The sequence below is a fragment of the Bacteroides pyogenes genome (assembly GCF_014196225.1).
Classification (GTDB): Bacteria; Bacteroidota; Bacteroidia; order Bacteroidales; family Bacteroidaceae; genus Bacteroides; species Bacteroides pyogenes_A.
The window spans coordinates 12,893-37,016 of record NZ_JACIDI010000024.1 but is presented as its reverse complement, the minus strand read 5'-3'; the positions used below and the strand labels follow the sequence as shown (position 1 = coordinate 37,016).

Annotated in this window: 18 protein-coding genes, 1 pseudogene and 1 riboswitch; of the genes and pseudogenes, 11 read left to right on the top strand and 8 right to left on the bottom strand. The window is 43.4% G+C overall.

What is annotated here, in order from left to right; genetic code table 11:
* Positions 1–149: 149 nt before the first annotated feature.
* Entirely contained in the window at positions 150–752 is a 603-nt protein-coding gene (gene ruvA, locus GGR07_RS12775; protein ID WP_021644686.1) for a Holliday junction branch migration protein RuvA, read from the bottom strand.
* Between the two features lie 146 nt (positions 753–898).
* Between ruvA and GGR07_RS12770 the strand changes: the two genes are divergently transcribed.
* The 9 genes and pseudogenes from GGR07_RS12770 (at position 899) to nrdG (ending at position 15,672) form a co-directional block, all read left to right on the top strand.
* The gene (locus tag GGR07_RS12770) at positions 899–1,798 is read left to right on the top strand and encodes a diaminopimelate dehydrogenase (protein ID WP_034543817.1); all 900 of its coding nucleotides are present in this window, start codon (positions 899–901) and stop codon (positions 1,796–1,798) included.
* A gap of 603 nt (positions 1,799–2,401) precedes the next feature.
* Positions 2,402–2,503: pseudogene (locus GGR07_RS14200) on the top strand (IS982 family transposase); the annotation flags it as partial.
* A 749-nt stretch (positions 2,504–3,252) separates the two neighbouring features.
* The gene (locus GGR07_RS12765) at positions 3,253–4,551 is read left to right on the top strand and encodes an alpha-L-fucosidase (RefSeq protein ID WP_034543822.1); all 1,299 of its coding nucleotides are present in this window, start codon (positions 3,253–3,255) and stop codon (positions 4,549–4,551) included.
* A gap of 231 nt (positions 4,552–4,782) precedes the next feature.
* Positions 4,783–5,358, top strand: coding sequence for an RNA polymerase sigma factor (locus GGR07_RS12760; protein WP_034543813.1), 576 nt, complete (start codon positions 4,783–4,785; stop codon positions 5,356–5,358).
* A 56-nt stretch (positions 5,359–5,414) separates the two neighbouring features.
* On the top strand, positions 5,415–6,425 hold the full coding sequence (locus GGR07_RS12755; protein ID WP_034543811.1) for a FecR family protein: 1,011 nt from the start codon (positions 5,415–5,417) through the stop codon (positions 6,423–6,425).
* Positions 6,426–6,608: 183 nt separating this feature from the next.
* A complete protein-coding gene (locus GGR07_RS12750) occupies positions 6,609–10,049 on the top strand; it encodes a TonB-dependent receptor (RefSeq protein ID WP_034543810.1) in 3,441 nt (1,146 codons plus the stop codon).
* Between the two features lie 10 nt (positions 10,050–10,059).
* Positions 10,060–12,030, top strand: coding sequence for a RagB/SusD family nutrient uptake outer membrane protein (locus GGR07_RS12745; protein ID WP_034543809.1), 1,971 nt, complete (start codon positions 10,060–10,062; stop codon positions 12,028–12,030).
* 531 nt (positions 12,031–12,561) lie between these two features.
* Positions 12,562–12,742, top strand: a riboswitch (cobalamin riboswitch).
* 34 nt (positions 12,743–12,776) lie between these two features.
* A complete protein-coding gene (locus GGR07_RS12740; RefSeq protein ID WP_122056373.1) occupies positions 12,777–15,170 on the top strand; it encodes an anaerobic ribonucleoside triphosphate reductase in 2,394 nt (797 codons plus the stop codon).
* A gap of 10 nt (positions 15,171–15,180) precedes the next feature.
* Positions 15,181–15,672, top strand: coding sequence for an anaerobic ribonucleoside-triphosphate reductase activating protein (nrdG, locus tag GGR07_RS12735; protein ID WP_122056374.1), 492 nt, complete (start codon positions 15,181–15,183; stop codon positions 15,670–15,672).
* Positions 15,673–15,853: 181 nt separating this feature from the next.
* Here the strand turns inward: nrdG and rseP are convergent, their stop codons facing one another.
* The 7 genes from rseP to tsaB form a co-directional block, all read right to left on the bottom strand.
* Positions 15,854–17,209 carry an RIP metalloprotease RseP gene (gene rseP, locus GGR07_RS12730; protein WP_021645012.1) on the bottom strand — a complete coding sequence of 452 codons (1,356 nt, stop codon included), beginning with the start codon at positions 17,207–17,209 and terminating at the stop codon, positions 15,854–15,856.
* Positions 17,210–17,247: 38 nt separating this feature from the next.
* Entirely contained in the window at positions 17,248–18,432 is a 1,185-nt protein-coding gene (locus GGR07_RS12725) for a 1-deoxy-D-xylulose-5-phosphate reductoisomerase (protein WP_021645011.1), read from the bottom strand.
* 19 nt (positions 18,433–18,451) lie between these two features.
* The gene (locus GGR07_RS12720) at positions 18,452–19,312 is read right to left on the bottom strand and encodes a M23 family metallopeptidase (protein WP_034543808.1); all 861 of its coding nucleotides are present in this window, start codon (positions 19,310–19,312) and stop codon (positions 18,452–18,454) included.
* A 75-nt stretch (positions 19,313–19,387) separates the two neighbouring features.
* Positions 19,388–19,924 carry a ribosome maturation factor RimM gene (gene rimM / locus GGR07_RS12715; protein ID WP_021645009.1) on the bottom strand — a complete coding sequence of 179 codons (537 nt, stop codon included), beginning with the start codon at positions 19,922–19,924 and terminating at the stop codon, positions 19,388–19,390.
* The gene (gene murA / locus GGR07_RS12710) at positions 19,921–21,225 is read right to left on the bottom strand and encodes a UDP-N-acetylglucosamine 1-carboxyvinyltransferase (RefSeq protein WP_021645008.1); all 1,305 of its coding nucleotides are present in this window, start codon (positions 21,223–21,225) and stop codon (positions 19,921–19,923) included. The genes rimM and murA overlap by 4 nt, the downstream gene beginning before the upstream one ends.
* Before the next feature lie 17 nt (positions 21,226–21,242).
* The gene (locus GGR07_RS12705) at positions 21,243–21,857 is read right to left on the bottom strand and encodes a DUF4290 domain-containing protein (RefSeq protein WP_021645007.1); all 615 of its coding nucleotides are present in this window, start codon (positions 21,855–21,857) and stop codon (positions 21,243–21,245) included.
* A 2-nt stretch (positions 21,858–21,859) separates the two neighbouring features.
* Positions 21,860–22,549, bottom strand: coding sequence for a tRNA (adenosine(37)-N6)-threonylcarbamoyltransferase complex dimerization subunit type 1 TsaB (gene tsaB, locus GGR07_RS12700; RefSeq protein WP_034543807.1), 690 nt, complete (start codon positions 22,547–22,549; stop codon positions 21,860–21,862).
* 89 nt (positions 22,550–22,638) lie between these two features.
* Between tsaB and GGR07_RS12695 the strand changes: the two genes are divergently transcribed.
* Both GGR07_RS12695 and gmk read left to right on the top strand, forming a co-directional pair.
* Positions 22,639–23,517, top strand: coding sequence for a YicC/YloC family endoribonuclease (locus tag GGR07_RS12695; protein ID WP_021645005.1), 879 nt, complete (start codon positions 22,639–22,641; stop codon positions 23,515–23,517).
* Positions 23,518–23,548: 31 nt separating this feature from the next.
* Complete coding sequence (gmk, locus tag GGR07_RS12690) at positions 23,549–24,115, top strand: guanylate kinase (RefSeq protein WP_021645004.1); 567 nt, start codon at positions 23,549–23,551, stop codon at positions 24,113–24,115.
* Positions 24,116–24,124 lie beyond the last annotated feature (9 nt).

The window sequence follows — 24,124 nt, the reverse complement described above, 5'->3', positions numbered from 1 at the left end:
TCTATATAAGAACTTACCCAAGGATACGTTAATATTCGTAAACCTGGGTAAGATTTTATAGATATTGTTTGGAGAGGACTTAGAATTCAATCTCCTTCTTATCTTCTTCACCTTTCTCCAATCTGTCTTGTTCCGTCACCGTTTTTGTATTACAATCTTTTCAAAGCCAGCTTTATCACCTTTTCTACCGGCGCCGAAGATTCTTCCTTCAGAATAGCCGCCACTACTTTTTGCGAAGGAGCAGGCGCAAAACCAAGCATTGTCAAAGCAGATACCGCTTCGTCGTGCACTTCCGTGTTTGCAGTCGGCAAAAGTGTTGTTCCCGAAGAAGCTCCTCCGTCCGGTACGCCCACGGTCGTTATCTTATCTTTCAAATCGACAATAATCCGCTGTGCCGTTTTCAGCCCGATTCCCTTGACCGTTTTCAGCAAATTGGCGTTTTCCGTACCGATAACGTTTACCAGCTCGGCAGGCGACAAGGCCGAAAGAATCATCCGCGCCGTATTTCCTCCTATGCCCGAAACCGAGATCAACAAAAGGAATATTGCCCGTTCCTCCTTGTTCGCGAACCCGTATAGCACGTACGCGTCTTCTCGGATAGCCTCGTAAACATACAACTTGCACGTTTTCTTTCCCTGAATAGCGGAATAAGTATTCAACGAGATATTGGCGGCATACCCCACTCCGTTACAATCGATCACTGCGGTTGCCGGACTGAGTTCGGCAAGCTCGCCACGTATATATTCTATCATAATGCACAAAGATAATAGTTTTTCACCACAGAATGAAAGTGTGATAAAAAAAATAAAATATCGGCTCACGCTCCTGTTAGTTATTGATAAAACGCTTACATTTACAACCGAAAGAAAGAAAATTGTACGCATAAAAAAGAATAAAAATGAAAAAAGTAAGAGCAGCCATTGTGGGCTATGGCAACATCGGACATTACGTGCTCGACGCCCTTCAGGCGGCGCCCGATTTCGAAATCGCGGGCATTGTGCGCCGGGCAGGCGCCGAAAACAGGCCGGAAGAACTGGCAAACTATGCCGTAGTAAAAGATATGAAGGAACTGGAGAAAGTGGACGTCGCCATCCTTTGCACGCCGACACGCAGCGTAGAGAAGTATGCGAAAGAATACCTCGCCATGGGAATCCATACGGTCGACAGCTACGATATCCACACTGGAATCGCAGATTTAAGACGTACGCTCGACGCCACTGCCAAAGAACATAAAGCCGTGTCCGTCATCTCTGCCGGATGGGATCCGGGAAGCGACTCCATCGTCCGCACGATGCTCGAAGCCATTGCGCCGAAAGGCATCACGTATACCAACTTCGGCCCCGGTATGAGCATGGGGCATACCGTTGCCGTGAAAGCCATTGACGGGGTAAAAGCCGCGCTATCGATGACCATTCCCACAGGAACCGGCATTCACCGCCGCATGGTATATATCGAACTGAAAGAAGGATATGATTCCGAAAAAGTGGCCTCCGCCATCAAGGCAGACCCTTACTTCGCCAATGACGAAACCCACGTCAAGCTTGTTCCGGATGTAGACGCGCTGCTTGATATGGGTCACGGTGTAAGTCTTACCCGCAAAGGCGTATCCGGGAAAACCCAGAACCAACTGTTCGAATTCCACATGCGAGTCAACAATCCCGCATTAACCGCACAAGTATTGGTATGCTCGGCGCGCGCGGCGATGAGGCAACAGCCGGGATGCTACACGCTGGTCGAAATTCCTGTAATCGATCTGTTGCCGGGCAACCGTGAAGAGTGGATCAGGCATTTGGTATAACAAACCACGCTTCACATAGCGCGACTGCGCTTGCCGATAAAAAATATGAAATCCATTTCTGTCGCAACTCACAGTGGCAGAGATGGATTTTATTTTTGTACATGGATACCCGAGAGCACTTCACGTTATGCAATTCAAGAAAAGATGCCGCACACGTAAACGAACAGGAACCTGAACCGGAACATTGCCCCCATATTGCAAAGGGTTAGCGCTTTTATTGCAAGGATTTAATGTTTTTATTGCAAAGGTTTAGTGTGTTTATTGGAAGAGTTTAGCGTTTTTACAACAACGGTTTAGCCTTTTTATTGCAATGATTAAGCGTTTTTATTGCAACGATTAAGCATTTTTACTATAAAAGTTATTCGTCTGCCGTTCGTGTTCCATTCGTCTGTCGATTGCGTTTTATTCGTCTCTCGAACGGCAGACGAATAAAACACAACCGACAGACGAATAATTTCATAAAACAAAAGAGCTATTTGTCGAATATTCGGGACTAATATTTCCTTTACTTTTGCAAACTGAAAAGAAACACCAAAGAAAGCAAACGCTATTAAACATTTCCAAACTGCTTTTTTACTGTCTGCTTTGTTTTTATGTAAAAATTTAGACTTATTCAAGAACGTATGTCAAATAGAACACAGAAGTATCAATAATTTTGTTGTCAACCTCATCAACGGCTTAATTGCTTACAAACTTAATATCTAAAAAACCGAAACTAAATATAGAGAAAATTAGGAAACCTAACGAAATTCAAATCGCTTAGGTCAAACTCAGGTTACTCTTAAAATCAAACTTTTCTTTCATAAAAAACTGTGTCAGCAAAGTCAATATTTTATTCTCTCCTGATCTAGTTTAATTTACATCCTCCACTTTCTGCTGTCACTTCATTCTAAAGTAACTATCTGTAGCATATCCCGGAATCACAAGAACCGGCATTCTTTCATATCACGACAGCATCCGTCCATGACTCGAAAGCAATGAGAGTATTCCTTATAAATCAGGGTCTTACCACGTATTAGATCGTGATTATAATACCTTTAAAGAACTATACACGATACATCTGCATGATTCTTTTTTCGCTTTAAGAGCCAAAAAGAATGTAGATTTCAAATGCTTAAAATGGAAATGCAGCCTGCCAAAGAACGTGCTGCCCGATTCTGAGATAACACTTACTGACGTGAATATCCGGAAGAAGTATCCTGAAATCTACGACTAGTGAAACGTTTATATATTCAACACAAAAATCTTTTGCCTTTTCAATAAAATGTGAAATTGTATTAAATGCTTGTTTTACTAGCAAATCTGTCGGTTAAAATTGTATTTTTGTACATTCTTATTGTGCTTTTATTATTTAGTAAGACTATCACTTTTTTAGGTGATAAGTAATTTTATACCTATTAATAAAGGAAACCATAATGAGAAAAAATATAAATATATGGACATTGTCCATAAGAATGAAGGCTCTTCTATTTAGTCTAGTGGTTATGTTGAGTGTAAATACTTCCATTATCGCTCAATATCAACCAACGCCAGATAATCTTAAAAGTAGACAGAAGTTTGCTGATTGCAAATTCGGTATTTTCCTGCATTGGGGCATTTATAGTATGTTTGGCCAAGGCGAATGGTTTATGAATGATGCAGGAATAGACCATCGTGAATATGCTAAAGCAGCTTCAGGCTTTTATCCATCACGTTTTGATGCCAATGAATGGATTACGACATTCAAGGATGCCGGTGCAAAGTACATTTGCTTTACCACTCGTCATCATGACAGTTTCTCTATGTTCAAAACTAAGTATTCCAACTATAACATTGTAGATGCCACACCTTTTAAACGAGATATAGTTAAGGAGCTTGCTGATGCTTGTCAAAAGCAAGATATGCGCTTGCATCTTTATTATTCTCACTTGGACTGGACTAGAGAAGATTATTATCCATTAGGTTCTACAGGTCATCGAACCGGTAGACAAAGTCATGGAAACTGGAATTCTTATTATAAATTCATGAATAACCAGCTTACAGAACTGTTAACGAATTATGGACCTATTGGTGCAATTTGGTTTGACGGAATGTGGGACCAACCTACAGGTTTTGATTGGAGATTGTCAGAGCAATATGAATTGATTCATAAGCTTCAGCCTGCATGCTTGATTGGAAATAATCATCACAAATATCCCAATCCTGGTGAAGATTTTCAAATGTTTGAGCGTGATCTTCCCGGTGAAAACAGTGCCGGTTTTTCTAAAGACTCAAAAATAGGCAATCTCCCTTTAGAAACTTGCCAGACAATGAACGGAATGTGGGGTTATCGCGTAACGGACCAAAATTACAAATCAGTAAAAGATCTCGTTCGTTTGTTAGTTTCTACAGCAGGTAAGGGTGCTAATTTATTGATTAATATCGGACCTCAACCTAATGGTGAGATTCCATTACTTGCAAAAGAGCGCCTGAAAGGTATAGGAGAATGGCTAAAACAATATGGAGAGACTATTTATGCTACTACTCCAGGAACCGTTAAAAAGGCATTTTGGGGTACTACCACTATCAAAGATAATAAGTTGTATGTTCATATCCTTTCGGATGTGATGCCTCAGCACATTACATTACCATTAAGTGAGCAGATTGTCTCAGCTATTACTTTTGATACAAAGGAAAATGTTCCGTTCCAAAAAATTAAAGATGGTATTGTTCTTTACACAAAACATCTACAACCTGCAATAGATAAAATCATTATTTTGACGATAAAAAAATAATTGGTACTTTTTAAATCCATCTAGACTTTAATTCGATAAATACTGTCTAGATGGGTTTTTCTTGTTTTATCATATTGTCACATTTATAACAAGGTTTTCTTCAATGTTTATACACCTACAATGTATTAACTTATGTAAAAAACAATGCTTCAAGTAGACTCAGTCTTTATTTTCATCTAATTTTTTTGTAACTTAATGCTCAAGACAACACAATAAATACGGAAGTAAGTTATGACTATTAATAAAAGAGTATTGGAAAGACTAAAGGACGGAGATGAACAGGCCTTTGAGTCGATATATCGTGCTTACAGTGGCCGAATTTATGGCTTTCTGCTTTCTACTTTGGGAGACTGTTCTAGCGTAGCAGAAGACCTACTCCAAACCTTTTTTTTGAAGTTGTGGGAAGGCAGGTCGCATATAGATTTGGAGAAGGATTTTAATTCCTATTTATTTACTATTGCTAGGCATCTCGTTTATAAAGAATTAAATAAAAGATTGACTCATTCTGCAATCACTTTATTGGAGGAGATAGATATAGATGTTGAGGATGATAATCGTGCAGATAGAATTATTGAAACTGAATCTTTGCAATGTTATGTTAATTGTTTATTAGATGAACTTCCTCCATCTCGAAGGGAAATATTTATCCTTAGTAGATTCCAGTTGCTTTCAAATAAAGCCATAGCAAACAAACTATCTATTTCAGAAAAGACTGTAGAAACACAAATTTATCGCGCCCTGAAGTTCTTGAAAAGCAGGATTGAAATGTTTATCATTCTTCATTTATTAATAGTTAATATAAATTAATTCTTTAAACCTCTTGTAAGGTCTTTATTCATTTCAGGGATATACCTTAATAGCATATGGAAAAAGAACTTTTTATCATCTTACTCAAACGTTTTATGCAAGGTTCTCTAAAAAAGGAGGAATTGCGTGAATTCTTATCAGGTTTTCAGCGCCAAGAAGCAAAAGAGAACCTTGACGAATATTATATGCAATGTTGGATTAAATCAAAAGGTTGTAAAGTACCGCAGGACGTTTTACAACGCGTATCAAACAAGCTTAACACCAACATTAAGAGCACTAATGATGAGTGGAATAATAGATTCTTCTCTATAAAGATAACTTGGATAAAATGGTCGTGTTATGCGGCAGTTATTACCTTGATAATGGTTAGTTCAACATTTTTAGGAGTTTACTTCGGCCACGACCGAACTAATATGAAATTAGCCACTAAAAAGTTTGTTGTTATTGCAGACAAAGGTCAACGTGCAAGTGTGATTTTAGCTGATGGAACAAAAGTCTGGTTGAATTCCAACACAACTTTAGAATATAACAATTTATTCGGAGAGAAAAATCGATCAGTAAAGCTCATTGGTGAAGCTTACTTTGATGTGGCCAAGGATAGCACTAAAGAGTTCATTGTAGATGCTGGGCAGTTATCAATTAAAGTGTTGGGGACTTCATTTAATGTAAAAGCCTATAGAGAAGACAAATTGAGCATTGCAACCTTAATCAATGGCTCTATTAGAACAGAGGTAGGAGATAGCTCCTATCTCTTGAAACCAGATGAAAGCCTTGTGTATAATAAGAGCCAAAATAAATTGCACATAGAGCATGGTAATAGTAAGCGCACCGCTATGTGGAGAAATAATGAAATCGTCTTTAATGGTGAGTCATTGGAAGAAATTGCTGTTCTCTTGAACAGACTCTACAATGTTTCTATTGAGTTTGAATCAGAGGATGTTAAATCACATAAGTTCTCTGGTGTTATTAAGAATAATAGCTTGGATAACGTTATTGAGCTCATTAGCTTGACCGCACCTATTTCTTACATAAAAGAAAATAGCACAATAAGAATAAAAGGAAATTAATGTTTAATTTAAATCTAATGCCTATGTAAAAAAAGAGATGGTCCTAAAGAAACCGGTGGTCCGACAGGACGCACCGATTTCCGCAAAGTGATTTTGCATGAAACCTCTTGCAATTGATTTCGATGCAAAGTTACTGCAATTTTAATTACACCTTAGTAATAAGAATACTAAAAAAAGAAAAACATGCAGAATTATACAAAAAGATGTATAGCTATTGGGGGATTTTGTCTGATTTCAGGTATAACAACCTTGTCAGCCCAAATCTCATTGAAATTGCAGAATAAGATAGCTCTCGATGTCATCACAGAAATAGAAAATGTAAGTGACTATCGTTTTTTCTATAACAATGAACTTTCTGGACTTTCTAAAAAAATATCTGTTTCAGTAAAGGATACTGATATCCGTGTCTTGTTGGATCAGATTAAGGATCAGACTGGGATTGCCTATGTGATAAAAGAAAATAAACAGATAGTCTTATCCTCAGCAAAAAGTGCTCAAGAAAAGAAAATAACCGTTCAAGGTAAGGTTATTGATAATCAAGGACAACCAGTTATCGGTGCTAACGTATTAGAAAAGGGAACGACAAATGGAACAATTACTGATATTGATGGTAACTTCACTTTGATTGTAGCTGATAATGCTGTGCTGCAAATCAGTTATATTGGGTGTGCTGAAGAAAATGTATCTGTCAAAGGTAAAAAGAGTGTTACCGTTCAATTAAAGGAAGATAACAAAAGCCTAGATGAAGTTGTAGTTGTGGCTTTTGGTACTCAAAAGAAAAGTAGCTTGACTGCAGCTGTTGCCACAGTAGATTCCAAAGAAATCTCAGGTCGTTCGGTAGCCAATATTTCTCAAGCACTTCAAGGCATTTCACCGGGTTTGAATATAACGGCTGCAAATATGGGAGGTGCATTAAACAGTAATCCTTCTATTAATATTCGTGGTACTGGAACTATTGGTGAAGGTTCTTCCTCTGCACCTTTGGTTCTGATAGATGGTACACCGGGTGATTTGAACATGATTAATATACAGGATGTTGAAAATATTTCTATTCTTAAGGATGGCGGATCAGCTGCTATCTATGGCTCTCGTGCTGCGTTTGGTGTGATTATGATCACTACCAAGTCGGGTAAAAAAGGAAAGGTCTCAGTTAATTATAGTAATAATCTACGTTGGGAAACTCCTACTAATCTCCCTTCATTCGTTAATGGTTATGATTTTGCACAATATTTTAACGAAGTAGCAAGAAATTCCGGATTGGGTGCTTTCTACTCAGACGAGGTTTTGCAAAAGACAAAGGATTTCATGGAAGGAAGGATAGATTATTCTACCGAGTACGATGGTAATGGTGTTTGGAAAAAGAACATGCAGTCTTGGGGAAACACGGAGTGGTTTGATATTTATTATAAAGATTGGAGTTTTTCTCAAGAACACAATATGAGTATCGATGGTGGTTCAGAGACTATGCGTTATTATATTTCTGCAAACTATCAGAACTTAGGTAGTGACCAGAATTATGGTAACGAGGGTTTGCAACGTTATACTTTGAATGGTAAAATCAATGCAGATCCATTCCCCTGGATGAAAGTTAATTATAATATGAAGTTCTCCAGAAAGAATTATGATGCGCCTACTTATCAGATGAATCCAGTTTATTATCACAGTATGCCGCGTCGTCGGCCTTCCAACTCAGTCTATACTCCTGACGGAATTTTCAATAAGGAGTCTCAGCTTAATGAAATGGTCAATGGAGGTGATCACACAGATGATCTGGATATTTTATATCAGCAGCTTTCAATTGTACTGGAACCTGTTAAGAGATGGAAGATATTCTTGGAAGGTAATTTACGCGTAGATCGTCAGGATATTCATAGTGACTGGAAAGTAATTAAAGAACGAAAAGAAGATGGTTCATATTTTAACATGGATCGTGACGATGGTATGGGTGGCCGTTCACGTGTTGAAGAGGCCTCCTATAAGACCAACTATATAAATACTAATATTTACACAAAGTATGATTTTAGTCTAAACAATGATCATCATCTTGATCTGTTGGCAGGTTTTCAATCGGAACTTAATAAATATAAGTCCATTGTTGCTGCACGAGATGGTATGATTTCGGAGAGTGTCCCGACTTTGGGAAATACGACTTCCAATACCCAGTTTAATATAGGTAGCAACTTGCATGAATGGGCTACAGCAGGTTTCTTTGGTAGTGTGAATTATGATTATAAGGGACGTTATCTGGTGGAAGTTAAGTATCGTTATGACGGTAGCTCGCGTTTCTTGAAGGACCAACGCTGGAAACATTATCCATCAGTATCATTGGCATGGAATGTTGCACGTGAATCGTTTATGGAGAGAATCAATAACGTGATAGGGACTTTAAAGTTAAGAGGTTCGTATGCTAGCTTGGGAAATCAAAGCACTAATGACATTTATCCGTTCTATTCATCCATGAACTTGGGTATGGGGAATGGTTCTTGGTTGTTGAATTCGAAACGACCTAATACAGCGAATCCACCTGCTCCTATCTCTCCATTATTGACTTGGGAGAAAGTAACTTCGTATGATGTAGGTTTGGACTTCGGTCTGTTTAGCAATCGTTTGGTAGGCACATTTGACTATTTCTGGCGTAATACAAACAATATGGTTGCTCCAGGTGAAGAATTGCCTAACACGGCAGGCGTAAGTTCTCCGTATACAAATAATGCTAAGATGCGTACAAAAGGCTGGGAATTAAGCGTTACATGGAGAAATAAACTTTCTTGTGGATTAGGATATAGTGCTACATTTGTAATGTCTGATGCAATGTCCATTATTTTGTCCTATCCTAATGAAACAAATAACATTTCAAAGTATTATCAAGGATGTAAGCTTGGTGAAATTTGGGGTTATGAAACGAATGGTCTCTCAAGAACGAATGAAGAAATGCAATCGCATTTAGCTTCACTTCCCAATGGAGGACAAAATGCCCTTGGAATGAATTGGGCTGCCGGTGATATCATGTACAAAGACCTGAATGATGATGGCAAGATTGATGCAGGCCAGGGCGTTTTAGGAAATACAGGAGATAGAAAAATTATTGGTAACGAGACTCCTCGTTATAACTTTGGTTTAACCCTCAATGCAGATTATAAAGGTTTCGATTTTCGCATATTTTTCCAGGGTACACTGAAAAGAGACAAGTGGTTGACAGGATTGAATATGTGGGGTGCTGATAGAGGCTATTGGCAATCAACCTGTTTGAAAGAAAATATGGATTATTTCAGACCTGCGGATACAGATAGTTACTTCGGCCCTAATGTGAACGGTTATTTGCCCAGACCGCTTTTGGGTGCTAGCGCTAACAACAACAAACATGTGAGTTCGCTCTACTTGCAGAATGCAGCTTATATGCGATGTAAGAATGTGCAACTAGGTTATACATTTGCGAAACAGTGGATTAGTAATCTGGGTATACAACATTTGCGAATGTTTGTGTCAGCAGAAAATCTGTTTGTCATATCTGGTTTGAAAGCAGGTGCATATGATCCAGAAGTTTTGGACGGATACGCAGCAGGCTCAGGTAAAGCCGCTCCTCTAAAAACCGCTATTTCATTTGGTTTAAACATTTCACTTTAAAAGAGAAAGTATGAATACTCTTAAATATATATTCTGCGGGTTACTAGTGTTGTCAGTAACCTCTTGTAATGATTTTCTCGATAGAGAACCATTGGATAGGATTACTCCGGAATCTTATTTCCTTACGGCAGACCAGCTAGGAACATACGTCTTAACTCAATACAATTTCAGTGCTCATTTTGGTAATGGATACAATTTAGGAATCTATCGTGATGACAATGACACCGATGTTCAGGTATCAAATGAGGGTAGACCCAGTCGTTGGGTTCCTGGAATCCAAACAACACCTGATGGTGATGGAGGTTGGAGGTTCACGGAAATCTATAATTGTAACTATTTTTTTGATGAAGTACTTCCCAAATATGCAAGCAACTCTATTCATGGTAATATTACTGACATCAAGCATTATATAGGTGAAATGTATATGATCAGAGCGAATGCCTATTTCAAATGTTTAAAGAAATTTGGCGATTTCCCGATTATTGAGCATACTATTGCACTGAATGACAAGGATGCTTTAATAAAAGCCAATGAACGTAAACCAATGACAGAAGTAGCTCGATTCATCTTGTCTGATTTGGATAAAGCTATCGAATTTATGGAAGTGAATGCAAGTGATGATAGTAAACGTAACCGTTTAACAAAGGAAGCCGCTTACATGTTGAAATCTAGAGTCGCTTTGTATGTAGGTTCTTGGCTAAAATATTTTCAAGGAACTCCTTTTGTTCCAGGCGGACAAGGATGGCCCGGCGCTAAGAAAAGCTATAATAAACATGTTCAGTTAAATATAGGTGAAGAAATCGCATTTTTCTTAGACGAATCAATGGCAGCTTCTAAGTATATTGCTGAAAAAATTCCTTTGACGGTAAATAACTTTTCCAATTATGAAGAGGAGTCTAACCCTTATGCACGTATGTTTGCAGACAAAGATCTCTCTATATATGATGAGGTAATCTTTTGGCGTGCAGGGCATGCTTCTTCTTATAAAGTAGGATACGGTTTTGCTCATACACAGGGAGGATCTAATACTGGTTATACACGCGCTTATGTCAATAGTTTTTTGATGTCAGATGGTACACCGATCTATCATTCTACAAACTATAAAGGCGATGAAACATTCGAAGATGTGAAACTAGGTAGAGATAATCGCCTCGTACAGTTCATGAAGATAAAGGATGAACCGATGAGTAAGCTTAATAATGGTGAGTATGTCCTTTTTCCAGAGCCACAGATTCTGACAACTGCCGAGTATAAGTCTACAACAGGTTATGATATCAAAAAAGGTCTTACAATGTCTGTTGATGATAAAATTCAGAATAATCAAGTGGCCGGTGTAATTGAATATCGTGCAGTTGAAGCATACTTGAATTATATCGAAGCATGCTATATTCGGAAGGGTTCAATCGACCCATATGCAGATAAGTATTGGAAAGCCATCCGCAAACGCGCTGGAGTAAATGATGATTATAATCATACGATTAAGATGACCGACATGAAGCAGGAAAGTAATTTGTTGTCTGCCTATTCAGCCGGCAAGTTGGTTGATGAAACTATGTTTAATATACGTAGAGAACGTGCCTGTGAATTGATGTCAGAGGGATTCCGTTGGGATGACTTGAGACGTTGGAGGTCAATGGATCAGTTGATAAAACAACCCTACCAAGTTGAGGGTTTTAAGTTATGGGGTAAAATGAAGGAATGGTATTCTAATTTACACTATGACGGTGAAAGTGAAAGTACACCCAACGTTTCATCCCCAGAGTTGAGCGTTTATTTACGTCCTTTCCAAATTGTCAAGGAGAATAATGCATTATACGATGGCTTAAAATGGACCCCTGCTAATTATCTGTCACCTATTGGTATTAGTCAGTTTACCATTACTTCATCCATTGTTTCAGATATAACTTCTTCACCTTTGTATCAAAACCCAGGATGGCCGACGGTTGCTGGTGGAACAGCTGAAAATGTAATTGGATTCTAAGTTAATAAACATAAGCTGTATTTTAATTGTATTTTAATAATGTACTATGAAATGGGAGGTAAGAATTTTATAGTTTCTTACTTCCCGTTTATATAAGCATTAACCGGAATACACCTTGTAAATCCATACTATGATAACATCGGCTGTAACAACTCTGATTACGTCTCATGTTATAGCTATACTATAATTCATTTTATCTGATTGCGGAGATCAGAAATAATTACTCTGGATACAACAGTTTCCATCGGTGTGAAAGCTGTTCAGGGATCTCTGTATCTAAAGTTTCCAGTCATAAACCGAATTCAAAGGTCTCACAACTGCTTCAAACGAGCCCTTGCGACAAGTTGTTTCGTACTGTTAAAAATGAGAGGAAGAAAAAGACGGGAATAATCACAGCTTTCTCAAATGGGAAACTACATACAAGATATTTATAAAAAAGTTTTCCGTTTTGGATAACTTTCTCTTTCAACAAACATAAAAAGTTTTCCGATTTTTAATGTTAAAACCCTATCGTTTTATCGTATTATCTATTATCTTTGTCTCGGTTTCGGTACTAAAAGAGACTTAGTCATGAAGGAACGCTGTGCAAGTCGGCGACAGTACCCGCTGCTGTAATTCTCGGTGAATCCGTACACGATGCCACTTCATTCGATGAGGGAAGGCGTACGAGGGAGAGATAAGTCAGAAGACCTGCCGGAACAAACCTACATATTATTAATGTCTAATCACTTTCGGGAGTTAAAGTTATGAACTACGCGGAAATTTGTATCATCAAACGTGATGGTAAAAGAGAAGATTTCTCTATCAGTAAGATCAAGAATGCGATCAGCAAAGCATTCAACGCTACCGGTATTCAAGATGAGCAGCAACTAATTGCCGACATCACAATGAATGTAATCAGCCAATTCTCCACTCCTACCATTACCGTAGAAGAGATTCAGGATCTGGTAGAGAAAGAATTGATGAAAGTACGGCCTGAGGTTGCCAAGAAGTATATCATCTATCGCGAGTGGAGAAACACCGAGCGCGACAAAAAGACTCAGATGAAACATGTGATGGACGGCATCGTGGCCATCGACAAGAACGATGTGAACCTGAGCAATGCCAACATGAGCAGCCATACGCCTGCCGGGCAGATGATGACTTTCGCCTCGGAAGTGACGAAAGACTATACCTATAAGTATCTTCTTCCCAAACGTTTTGCCGAAGCGCACCAGTTGGGCGACATCCACATCCACGATCTCGATTATTATCCCACGAAGACGACTACCTGCATTCAATACGATATGGACGATCTCTTCGAACGGGGATTCCGCACCAAGAACGGAAGCATCCGTACGCCGCAGAGTATTCAGAGTTACGCCACGCTGGCTACTATCATCTTCCAGACCAACCAGAACGAACAGCACGGCGGACAAGCCATTCCCGCTTTCGATTTCTTCATGGCGAAGGGAGTAGCCAAATCGTTCCGCAAACATCTGGCGTCGTTCATCAACTTCTATGTAGCTATGGAAAATGGCCGGGAAGCTGAAGAGAGCGTAATCCGCAAACTGATCGAGGTGCACCTTCCCTCCATCAAATCGGGCGAATTGGATCGCGAAGCTTTACGTATCGCTCTGGTAGCCCTGCAAATCAATATAGACAAGGAACACTTGGCGCACATCATCGAGAAGGCGTACCTGCAAACTCAGAAAGATACGCATCAGGCTATGGAGGGATTCATCCACAACCTGAACACGATGCATTCCAGAGGCGGCAACCAAGTGGTGTTCAGTTCCATCAACTACGGAACAGATACGTCCGCCGAAGGACGGATGGTGATTGAAGAACTGCTGAAAGCCACCATCGAAGGACTCGGAGAGCGCGGGGAAGTGCCGGTTTTCCCCATTCAGATATTCAAAGTAAAAGACGGCGTGTCGTATTCGGCAGCCGACTTTGAGAAAGCCATGAAAGCGGAAAACATGGAAGAGGCGATGAAAGGGAGCTACGATGCGCCGAATTTCGACTTGCTGCTGAAGGCCTGCCAGACAACCGCAAAGGCGCTTTTCCCCAACTTCATGTTTCTGGACACACCGTTCAACCAAAACGAAAAATGGAAAGCCGACGACCCGAAACGATACATATATGAATTGGCAACCATGGGATGCCGCACGCGGGTATTCGAAAACCTCGCCGGAGAGAAATCGTCGTTGGGGCGCGGAAACCTTTCGTTCACTACGCTGAACATGCCCCGCTTGGCCATCGAAGCACGCATCAAAGCCGAGAGCCTGATCGAAGACGAACGGAAGAAAGACGCGATAGAGCAAAAAGCCAAAGAAATATTCATAGAGTCGATACACAGCACCGCCTCGCTGATAGCCGACCAACTTTACGAACGCTACCAATACCAGCGTACCGCCTTGGCGCGCCAGTTTCCTTTCATGATGGGGAACGACGTATGGAAAGGCGGCGGTGCGCTCAACCCCAACGAACAGGTGGGCGACGCATTGCTCAGCGGGACACTGGGCATCGGATTCATCGGCGGACACAACGCAATGGTTGCTCTCTACGGCGAAGGTCACGGACACAACCAAAAGGCATGGGATACGCTTTACGAGGCAGTGATGGAGATGAACAAAGTGGTGGATGAATACAAAGAAAAGTACGGCCTGAACTATTCGGTACTGGCAACTCCCGCCGAAGGGCTGTCGGGTCGGTTCACCCGTATGGACCGCCGCAAATACGGTAAAATACCCGGAGTGACTGATCTCGATTATTATGTAAACTCTTTCCATGTCGATGTAAAAGAGCCTATCTCCATCGTAGATAAAATCAGGCGGGAAGCTCCGTTCCATGCCATTACCCGCGGAGGACATATCACGTACGTAGAGCTCGACGGCGAGGCTCAGAAGAACATCCGCGCCATTGCCAAAATCGTAAAGGTGATGCACGATGAAGGCATCGGATACGGTTCGATCAACCACCCGGTAGACACCTGTCACCAATGCGGATACAAGGGAGTGATCTACGACAAATGCCCCATATGCAGAAGCGAAAATATTCTCCGTATGCGTCGCATCACCGGTTATCTCACCGGAGACCTCAGTTCATGGAATTCCGCCAAACGGGCGGAAGAGAAGGACCGGATAAAACATCTGTAACATCCGGCACATGACCGTTTCGCATACCATACTTCCCCCGCTTCGTTTATTGGGAACTTATCCGGAAACGATTGTCGACGGTGAGGGCATCCGGTATTCCATTTACCTGGCCGGATGCTCCCACCACTGCCCCGGTTGCCACAACCCGGAAAGCTGGAACCCGAATGCCGGGGAGTTGCTCACAGACGAGCGCATTTCCCGAATCATCCGTGAGATTCGCTCGAATCCGCTACTCGACGGAATCACTTTTTCCGGAGGAGATCCCTTCTTCCACCCCGAAGCTTTCCTTCCCCTTATCCGGAGAGTGAAGCAGGAAACGGGGCTGAACATCTGGTGCTATACGGGCTACACTTACGAAGAAATCAAGGCCTCTCCCCGCCTGAACACCGTACTTCCTTACATAGATGTATTGGTGGACGGACGGTTCGAGCAGGAGTTATTCTCCCCCTATCTCGAATTCAGAGGAAGTAGCAACCAGCGGATTCTGCGACTGAAAGAATAAATTAAACCGCTTTATCCCCGGCACCGGCGCCACACCGGCTTTGAAAAAAAGGCGGCGGGCGGTTCGAAAGCACAATTGAGCTTTCGAACCGCCCGCCGAAACTTTATTGAAGCGCAGCGAGGCAATCCCTAAAAAGCCCGGAATGACTTATTTCATGACACGCTCACGGAGGCAAAACCTATCAGAAGAAAAACCTCAGCACATCGTTGAAGTTCGCCCAAAGCAGAAGCCCGAAAAGTAAGATCATCCCCGTCATCTGAGCATATTCCATAAACTTATCGCTCGGTTTGCGGCGCGCAATCATCTCGTAAAGCAAGAAAAGCACATGACCGCCATCCAGTGCCGGAATGGGAAGTATGTTCATAAAGGCAAGAATGATAGAGAGGAAAGCCGTCATGTACCAGAACTGGTGCCAATCCCATGTAGCCGGGAAAATGCTTCCCAGCGTTCCGAAACCTCCCAGCTGTTTCGCTCCCTCTTTCGAGAACAAGTATTTCATGTTTCCCACATAGCCTTTCAACGTTTTCACACCCAATGCCATACCGGCAGGAAATGATTCGAAGAAACCGTACTCTTTCTTCACCACCGGAAGCAATCGTTCGGCCGACAATCCGGCTATCACTCCCATCTTATAAGTAGAATCGAGCTGCATAGTCAGCGTATTCGTCTCGCCGGCACGCACATAGGTCAATGTGATGGAGCGGGGATCGATGCTGTCGTTACGAAGAGCGGCCTCATTTTTCTTCCGCCCGGCTATCGCCATGCTATAGTCCGAAAAAGAAACCGGCTTTCCATCCAAAGCAATAATGCTGTCTCCCACCTGAATCCCGGCAAGGGCGGCAGGCGAGTTCGCCATCACGCTGTCCACCACATACGGAAAGCGGAAAGAAGCGAAACGGACGCTATCTGTCATCAAGCGCTGCATCATATCTTCAGGAATATACACCGATACCTTTTCACCGCCACGAAGCACACTAACCTCACGGGCATCGACAATCCGGTTCATCATGTCTCCGTCATACCGTTCGAACGGAACACCGTCCGCCGACAGAAGAATATCTCCATCACGGAAGCCGACCGACTTGGCTGTCTCGTTGAAATCCATTCCGAACGGAGTCTCCCGTACCTTTACATACTGGTCGCCCCAGGCAAACAAAATCATCGAATAGATAAACAATGCCAGAAGGAAGTTGAACAACACACCGCCGACCATAATCAGCAGGCGTTGCCATGCCGGCTTGGAGCGGAACTCCCAAGGCTGTTCGGGGCGTTTCATCTGCTCGGTATCCATCGACTCGTCAATCATACCGGCAATCTTGACATAGCCTCCCAAAGGCAGCCATCCCACAGCATATTCCGTTTCACTCTTTTTCGGCTTAAACTTAAAAAGCGTGAACCAAGGGTCGAAAAATAAGCAGAATTTTTCTACGCGCACCTTAAACAAACGGGCAAAAAGAAAATGCCCGCCTTCGTGAATGATGATAAGCAGCGAAAGGCTCATGATGAGTTGCAGGGCACGAATCAAAAATGTTTCCATGTTTATTACTTACAAATTACTGATTACATATTATTATATTAGACACAGGAAGAGCGCACAAACTCCGAAGCAATGCGGCGGGCCTCAACATCGGTCGCCACATAATCTTCATAAACGGGATTCTTGATAAAAGAAGCGCGCTCCATCGTTTTTTCTATCACATCGCTCATGCTGAGAAATGCGATGCCGTCTTTCAGGAAAGCGTCGACCACCACCTCGTTGGCTGCATTGACGATGCAAGGCATGTTTCCGCCTCGGTGCATCGCTTCGTACGCCAAAGCTAAATTGCGGAAGCGCCGCGTATCCGGTTGCTCGAATGTCAGGCTCGTACATTTCGAAAAGTTCAATCGTTCGAATAACGAAGAAATACGTTCCGGATAAGAGAAAGCATATTGAATGGGAAGACGCATATCCGGCATACCTAGCTGCGCTTTCACGGAACCATCTCCAAATTGTACCATAGAATGTATCACCGACTGCGGATGTACTACCACTTCAATCTGATCGGGGCGGACTCCGAACAGCCATTTCGCCTCAATCACCTCAAAGCCTTTATTCATCATCGTGGCGGAATCGACGGTAATCTTGGCGCCCATCTCCCAATTCGGATGCTTCAAGGCCTGAACCTTGGTTACGGTCTGCAATTCCTCCATGGAGCATGTACGGAACGGACCGCCCGAAGCGGTCAGAATCAGCTTTTCTATGGGATTTCCAAACTCACCGACCAGACACTGGAAAATGGCGGAATGTTCCGAATCGACGGGCAGAATCGGCGTCCGATACTGTTGCGCCAACTCATTGACCAATTCGCCGGCTACAACCAGCGTTTCTTTGTTGGCCAACGCGATGGCTTTTCCGGCACGAATCGCGCTCATCGTAGGTTTCAAGCCCGCATAGCCGACCATCGCCGTCAGCACAATATCGATCGGAGCGGCTTCCACTACCTGACACAAGGCATCCATTCCCGCATACACTTTGACGGGCATATCGTTCAACGCCTCTTTCAGCCCGGCGTATTTATCCTCATTGGCAATCACCACCACCTCCGGCTGAAACTTCCTCGCCTGTGCAATCAGGCTTTCCACCCGGTTGTTGGCAGTGAGCGCATAAACCTCGTACAGGTCGGGATGTTCTTCCACCACCTGCAACGCCTGCGTACCGATAGAACCGGTAGATCCGAGGATGGCTATCTGTTTTTTCTTTTTATGATCTTCTATATTCATTCTTATCTATTCAATCCCACTAAAACACAATATATTTTTCAGGATTCACCGGGCGCCCCTTATACCAAAGCTCAAAGTGCAAATGAGGCCCCGTACTCAGCGTTCCGCTGTTTCCTACCAAAGCGATCGCCTCACCGCCTCGTACATGCTCGCCCTGTTTCTTGAGAAGCGAACCGCAATGCTTGCAGACCGATATAAAATCCTGATTATGCTGTAACATAATCACATAACCCGTTTCGGCGGTATACGTGCTCAACACCACCGTTCCGTCCATCGCAGCCAATATACTCTCATTCGGATTGGCCGCAATATCGGTTCCGAAATGTTTTTTTTCCGGCTCGAAATGAGCGGAAACCATTCCGCGTACCGGGCGATAAAGAATCATTTTGCTGACGTCCGGCTGGGATATGATGGTAGACAGGTTGTACTTTTCGCTTTCTTCGTATTGCCGGCGAAACTCTTCTTCGCGGCGGGTACGCTCCATAAGCGTGTCCTTACGCGCCGCAGTGAGCGAATCGAGCGTGCGTACGCTGTCTATTTGCACTTTCCCGCTGAAGATGTCCTGTATGTTCATGATGTACAGGTTTTGCCTTTCGAGCAACAGCTGCAAAGAGTCTACCCGCAACGCGTTGCTCACTATCTGCTTGCGGACTTCACTGTTCATGTATCCGGGAAGATAATTGCGCAAAGGAGTAAAAGCAATGATGGAAGCGGCAATCAGAAAGAGCACGGTCAGTACGGTAATCAGCACCGACAGACCATTGAGTTTGGACACATGAAGCCCAACCACTTCTTCAAGCGTATTCTCGTTGACGATGGTGAGCTTATATTTAAACTTGAAGTTTCTCCAAAATGCTTTTCTTCTCTTCTTTCGCGGCATTCTCTTTCTTACTTATTTGGCATTCTCTTTCTTACTTATTTGGCATTCTCTTTCTTCTTATCTATTGTATTCCGTTCAGTCCTCCTCCAGACTTTCCAGATCCAGCAACCCTTCGGGCAGCTGCATGGCAATGGTCTTGTTTTCCCTGTCTATTTCCAGTATGAATTCTTCCTGCGCAGGAATCAGAAGTTCCTCATCTTCACACTCTACGACAAAAAGCGTGTTCACGGTGGAGGTATCCACATCCGTCACTGTTCCGATTCGCCCGTACCGTTCATCGTCTATACGGAAGCCGACAAAGAAGTTCCACGATAAATCCTCCGTTTCCGCTTCTGCGGCATGCTTCAACGGGAAATAAACTTCCACGTTGGTAAACATTCCGGCGCGCTCGGCCGTATCTACTCCTTCGAGCTTCATCAATGCCGTAGAATCCGACCGGAAACGATATTCTTCTATAAAAAAAGGCACGAAGATGCCATCGAGCAGGCAAACGATATAATCGCCGTCCACCCGGTCGAACACATCGTCCGTAAACGTGAACTGCAACTCACCGTGAATACCGTGCGGCTTATTGAACAAACCTATTTTATATACTTCTTCTTTTCGTATCATATTCGGGTAATCCTCGCGCCTATGGCGTTCAACCGCCCCTCGATATTCTGATAACCGCGGTCTATCTGTTCAATATTACTGATCGTACTGGTTCCTTCGGCACTCATTGCCGCTATCAGCAGGGCGATACCGGCACGAATATCGGGTGAAGTGAGACGGGCTCCGCGCAGTCTGAATCCGTGATTATGGCCGATGACCACCGCCCGGTGCGGGTCGCACAATATAATTTGCGCTCCCATATCTATGAGCTTATCGACGAAAAACAAACGGCTCTCAAACATTTTCTGATGAATGAGCACGCTTCCTTTCGCCTGCGTAGCCACCACAAGCATCACGCTGAGCAAGTCGGGTGTCAGTCCCGGCCAAGGAGCGTCGGCAATGGTCATGATGGAGCCGTCGATGAAAGATTCTATCTGATAACTGTCTTGGGCAGGCACGTAGATGTCGTCTCCCCGCTGCTCGAGCTTGATGCCCAAACGGCGGAAACTCTCGGGAATAATGCCCAGATTCTCGTAAGATACATTTTTTATGGTGATTTCGCTGCCGGTCATCGCCGCCATACCGATAAAGCTTCCCACCTCGATCATATCAGGCAATACCCTGTGTTCGGTTCCGTGCAATTCTTCCACTCCCTCGATGGTGAGCAAATTGGAAGCGATGCCGCTGATTTTCGCGCCCATCCGGTTCAACATGCGACAAAGCTGTTGCAGATAAGGTTCGCAGGCGGCATTGTAGATTGTGGTCGTCCCTTTCGCCAGCACGGCAGCCATCACAATGTTTGCCGTTCCCGTCACCGACGCTTCATCGAGCAACATATAAGCACCCCGCAACCTCTCGGCGGTAATTTCGTAAACACCCCGTTCTTCATCGTAACGGAAATCGGCTCCCAAATTTTGAATTCCCACCAAATGAGTATCCAAGCGCCGGCGTCCGATCTTATCTCCTCCGGGTTTCGAGATCAACGCCTTGCCGAAACGGGCGACCATGGGACCGATGAGCATCACCGACCCGCGAAGGCTCGAACATTTTTTGAGAAACTCTTCGCTCTCCAGATAAGCCAAATCGATATTTTCCGCTTTGAACGTATAAGAGTCTACGCCTGTTTTGGCAACGTCTACCCCCATTTCACGCATAAGCTGAATCAGATTATTGACATCCAGAATGTCGGGAATGTGATTCACCGTCACCTCCTCCTTTGTCAACAATGTGGCGCAAATAATCTGCAACACTTCGTTCTTTGCTCCCTGAGGATGAATTTCGCCGTTAAGCCGGTGTCCTCCTTCTATTACAAATGAAGCCATATCGTTTCGGGGTTTAATCAGTGCCGTTGTTTCCGCTGGTTGCTGTTCCGGCTGTTATAATTGGTTTTCTGACGGTTGCTCTGGCTCAAACGCTCTCCCATCAGACGAAGGATGTCTTCCGTCAATTGCAGCTTTCCACCGGAAAGCTCATAAAGATCTTCCGCAATTTTCCGGTCGTCTACGGTATCCTTGTTCCATGCCATGTAGTCCTTCTTCATGTGATTGCAAATCAAAGCGACAAGGTTTTGCTTTTCATTGCCTTCGGGAAATTCGGTCGCTTTCCGGATAAGCACCTCGAGCGTACGTCCGTAATGCCGGTAACGGATACGGGCATGAGGATAAGGAATCTGTTCGGGACGAGTCACCAGATTGTCTTTGCGGATTATTTCATAAGGATAATCGATATCGAGTTCAAAACCCGACATGATAGCCAGATGATCCCAAAGTTTGTGTTTAAAGTCGGGCACATCGCGCAGGTGGGGATACATGCTCCCCATGATGTTGATAATCGTATTTGCACAACGCTGACGTTCGGCACGATCCTGAATCGTCAAAGCGTAATCGACCATGTTCTGGATACTGCGGCCATATTCGGGCAACGGCATTCTTTTCTGTTGAGTATTGTATCGCATGTTTATAAAAGTTTCTTAGGTTGAGAAGCAACGAACTCTTTCAGATAGAAAGGTTCGAAATAAGCGACATCCTTATAATCTTCGCGGGCAATGGCCTTTTCCGCAAGCGGGAACATCATTTTTGCCAACGGATGGATGTTGTCGATAAAATGAGCGCTGGGATGGGTGATTTTCTCACGGCACTTCATCGATCCGTTTCCGAAGAAATACACCGGAGCCTCGTTCAAAAATTCGAGATAAGAGTTTTCATCCACAATATCTGCCGAAACAGGCCGCTTCGTCTTCAGCGCGCGATCGTAAACGGCCGCATACACTTCCATGCGGCGCGCGTCGATCATGGGGCAGAGCAGCGCGTCTTCGGGCAATTCGTGAAACAACAACACGGGCACACACAGCACCTCCGGTGTGGGAATGCCGATCAACGGGACATTACGTCCGTAACAAACCCCTTTTGCCATCGAAACTCCGATGCGAAGCCCGGTATAAGATCCCGGTCCGCAACTGACAGCCACAGCGTCCAACGGGATGGCATGGCTGTCGATGAACGACAAAGCTTCATCAACAAATACTCCTAAGGAAACGGCATGCGAGGGTCCTTCCAAATCTTCTTTCACAAAAATCGTTTGACCGTCTTGACTGGCCGCTACCGAGCAAACGGAGGTAGAGGTTTCAATATTGAGTATACACGACATAAAAATCAGCTTATTTAATTGTGGCAAATTTACATGATTATTTCCAATTCTTAAAATATTCGTGTACTTTTGCACAAAACTTTAAGGTTATGATACAGTCTATGACGGGATACGGCAAAGCTACGACCGAACTTCCCGATAAAAAGATAAACGTAGAAATCAAGTCGCTCAACAGCAAAGCCATGGATCTTTCCACCCGCATCGCACCCGCTTACCGCGAGAAAGAGATGGAGATCCGCAACGAAATTTCCAAAGTTCTGGAACGCGGAAAAGTGGATTTCAGCATGTGGATAGAAAAAAAGGAAGGGGCGGAAAACGATACTCCTATCAACCAATCGGTGGTGGAAGGTTATTACAAGCAGATACAGACAATTTCGGATAATCTCGCCATTCCGGTTCCTGCCGACTGGTTCCAAACATTACTCCGCCTGCCGGATGTGATGACCAAAACAGAGGTTCAGGAAGTTTCGGAAGAGGAATGGAAAGTAGTGCACGAGACGATACTCGAAGCCATCCGCCAGTTGGTGGAGTTCCGCAAACAGGAAGGAACGGCCTTGGAAAAGAAATTCCGCGAAAAAATAAACAATATCACAACGTTGCTCGAGGCGGTAGCTCCTTATGAAAAAGAACGGGTGGAAAAAGTAAAAGAACGCATCACCGATGCCCTTGAAAAGACATTGAGCATAGACTACGACAAGAACCGTCTGGAACAGGAGCTGATTTACTACATAGAAAAACTGGATGTGAATGAAGAGAAGCAACGGCTCGGCAACCATCTGAAATATTTCATCAGCACACTGGAAAATGGTAGCGGACAAGGGAAAAAACTTGGTTTCATCGCGCAGGAAATGGGACGCGAGATCAATACGCTGGGAAGCAAATCGAACCATGCCGAAATGCAGAAGATCGTAGTACAGATGAAAGACGAACTGGAACAGATCAAGGAGCAAGTATTGAATGTAATGTAGAAAACATCTCACACATAAAAAATAAGTATCTATGCCCGGAAAGTTAATTATATTTTCCGCTCCTTCGGGATCGGGAAAATCGACCATCATCAACTATCTGCTCACACAAAACCTGGGATTGGCGTTCTCTGTTTCGGCCACCAGCCGCGCACCGCGGGGAAACGAACAAGACGGAGTGGAATATTTCTTCCTGACGCCCGAAGAATTCCGCAGACGGATCGAAAACAACGAGTTTCTGGAATATGAAGAGGTATATCAGGATCGCTACTACGGGACACTGAAAGAACAAGTGGAAAAGCAATTGGAAAAGGGGCAGAATGTAGTGTTCGATGTAGACGTGGTGGGCGGATGTAACATCAAAAGCTTTTACGGAGAACGTGCCCTCTCGGTATTTATCCAACCGCCGTCGATAGAGGAGTTGCGCCACCGGCTGGAAAGCAGGGGAACAGACGCGGCGGAAGTGATCGAGAGCCGCATTGCCAAAGCAGAATACGAATTGGGATTTGCTCCGCGATTCGACCGTATCATCGTGAACGATGATTTGGAAACAGCCAAAACAGAGGCATTAAATACGATCAAAGAGTTTCTTGGAAAATAAATTGCAGAA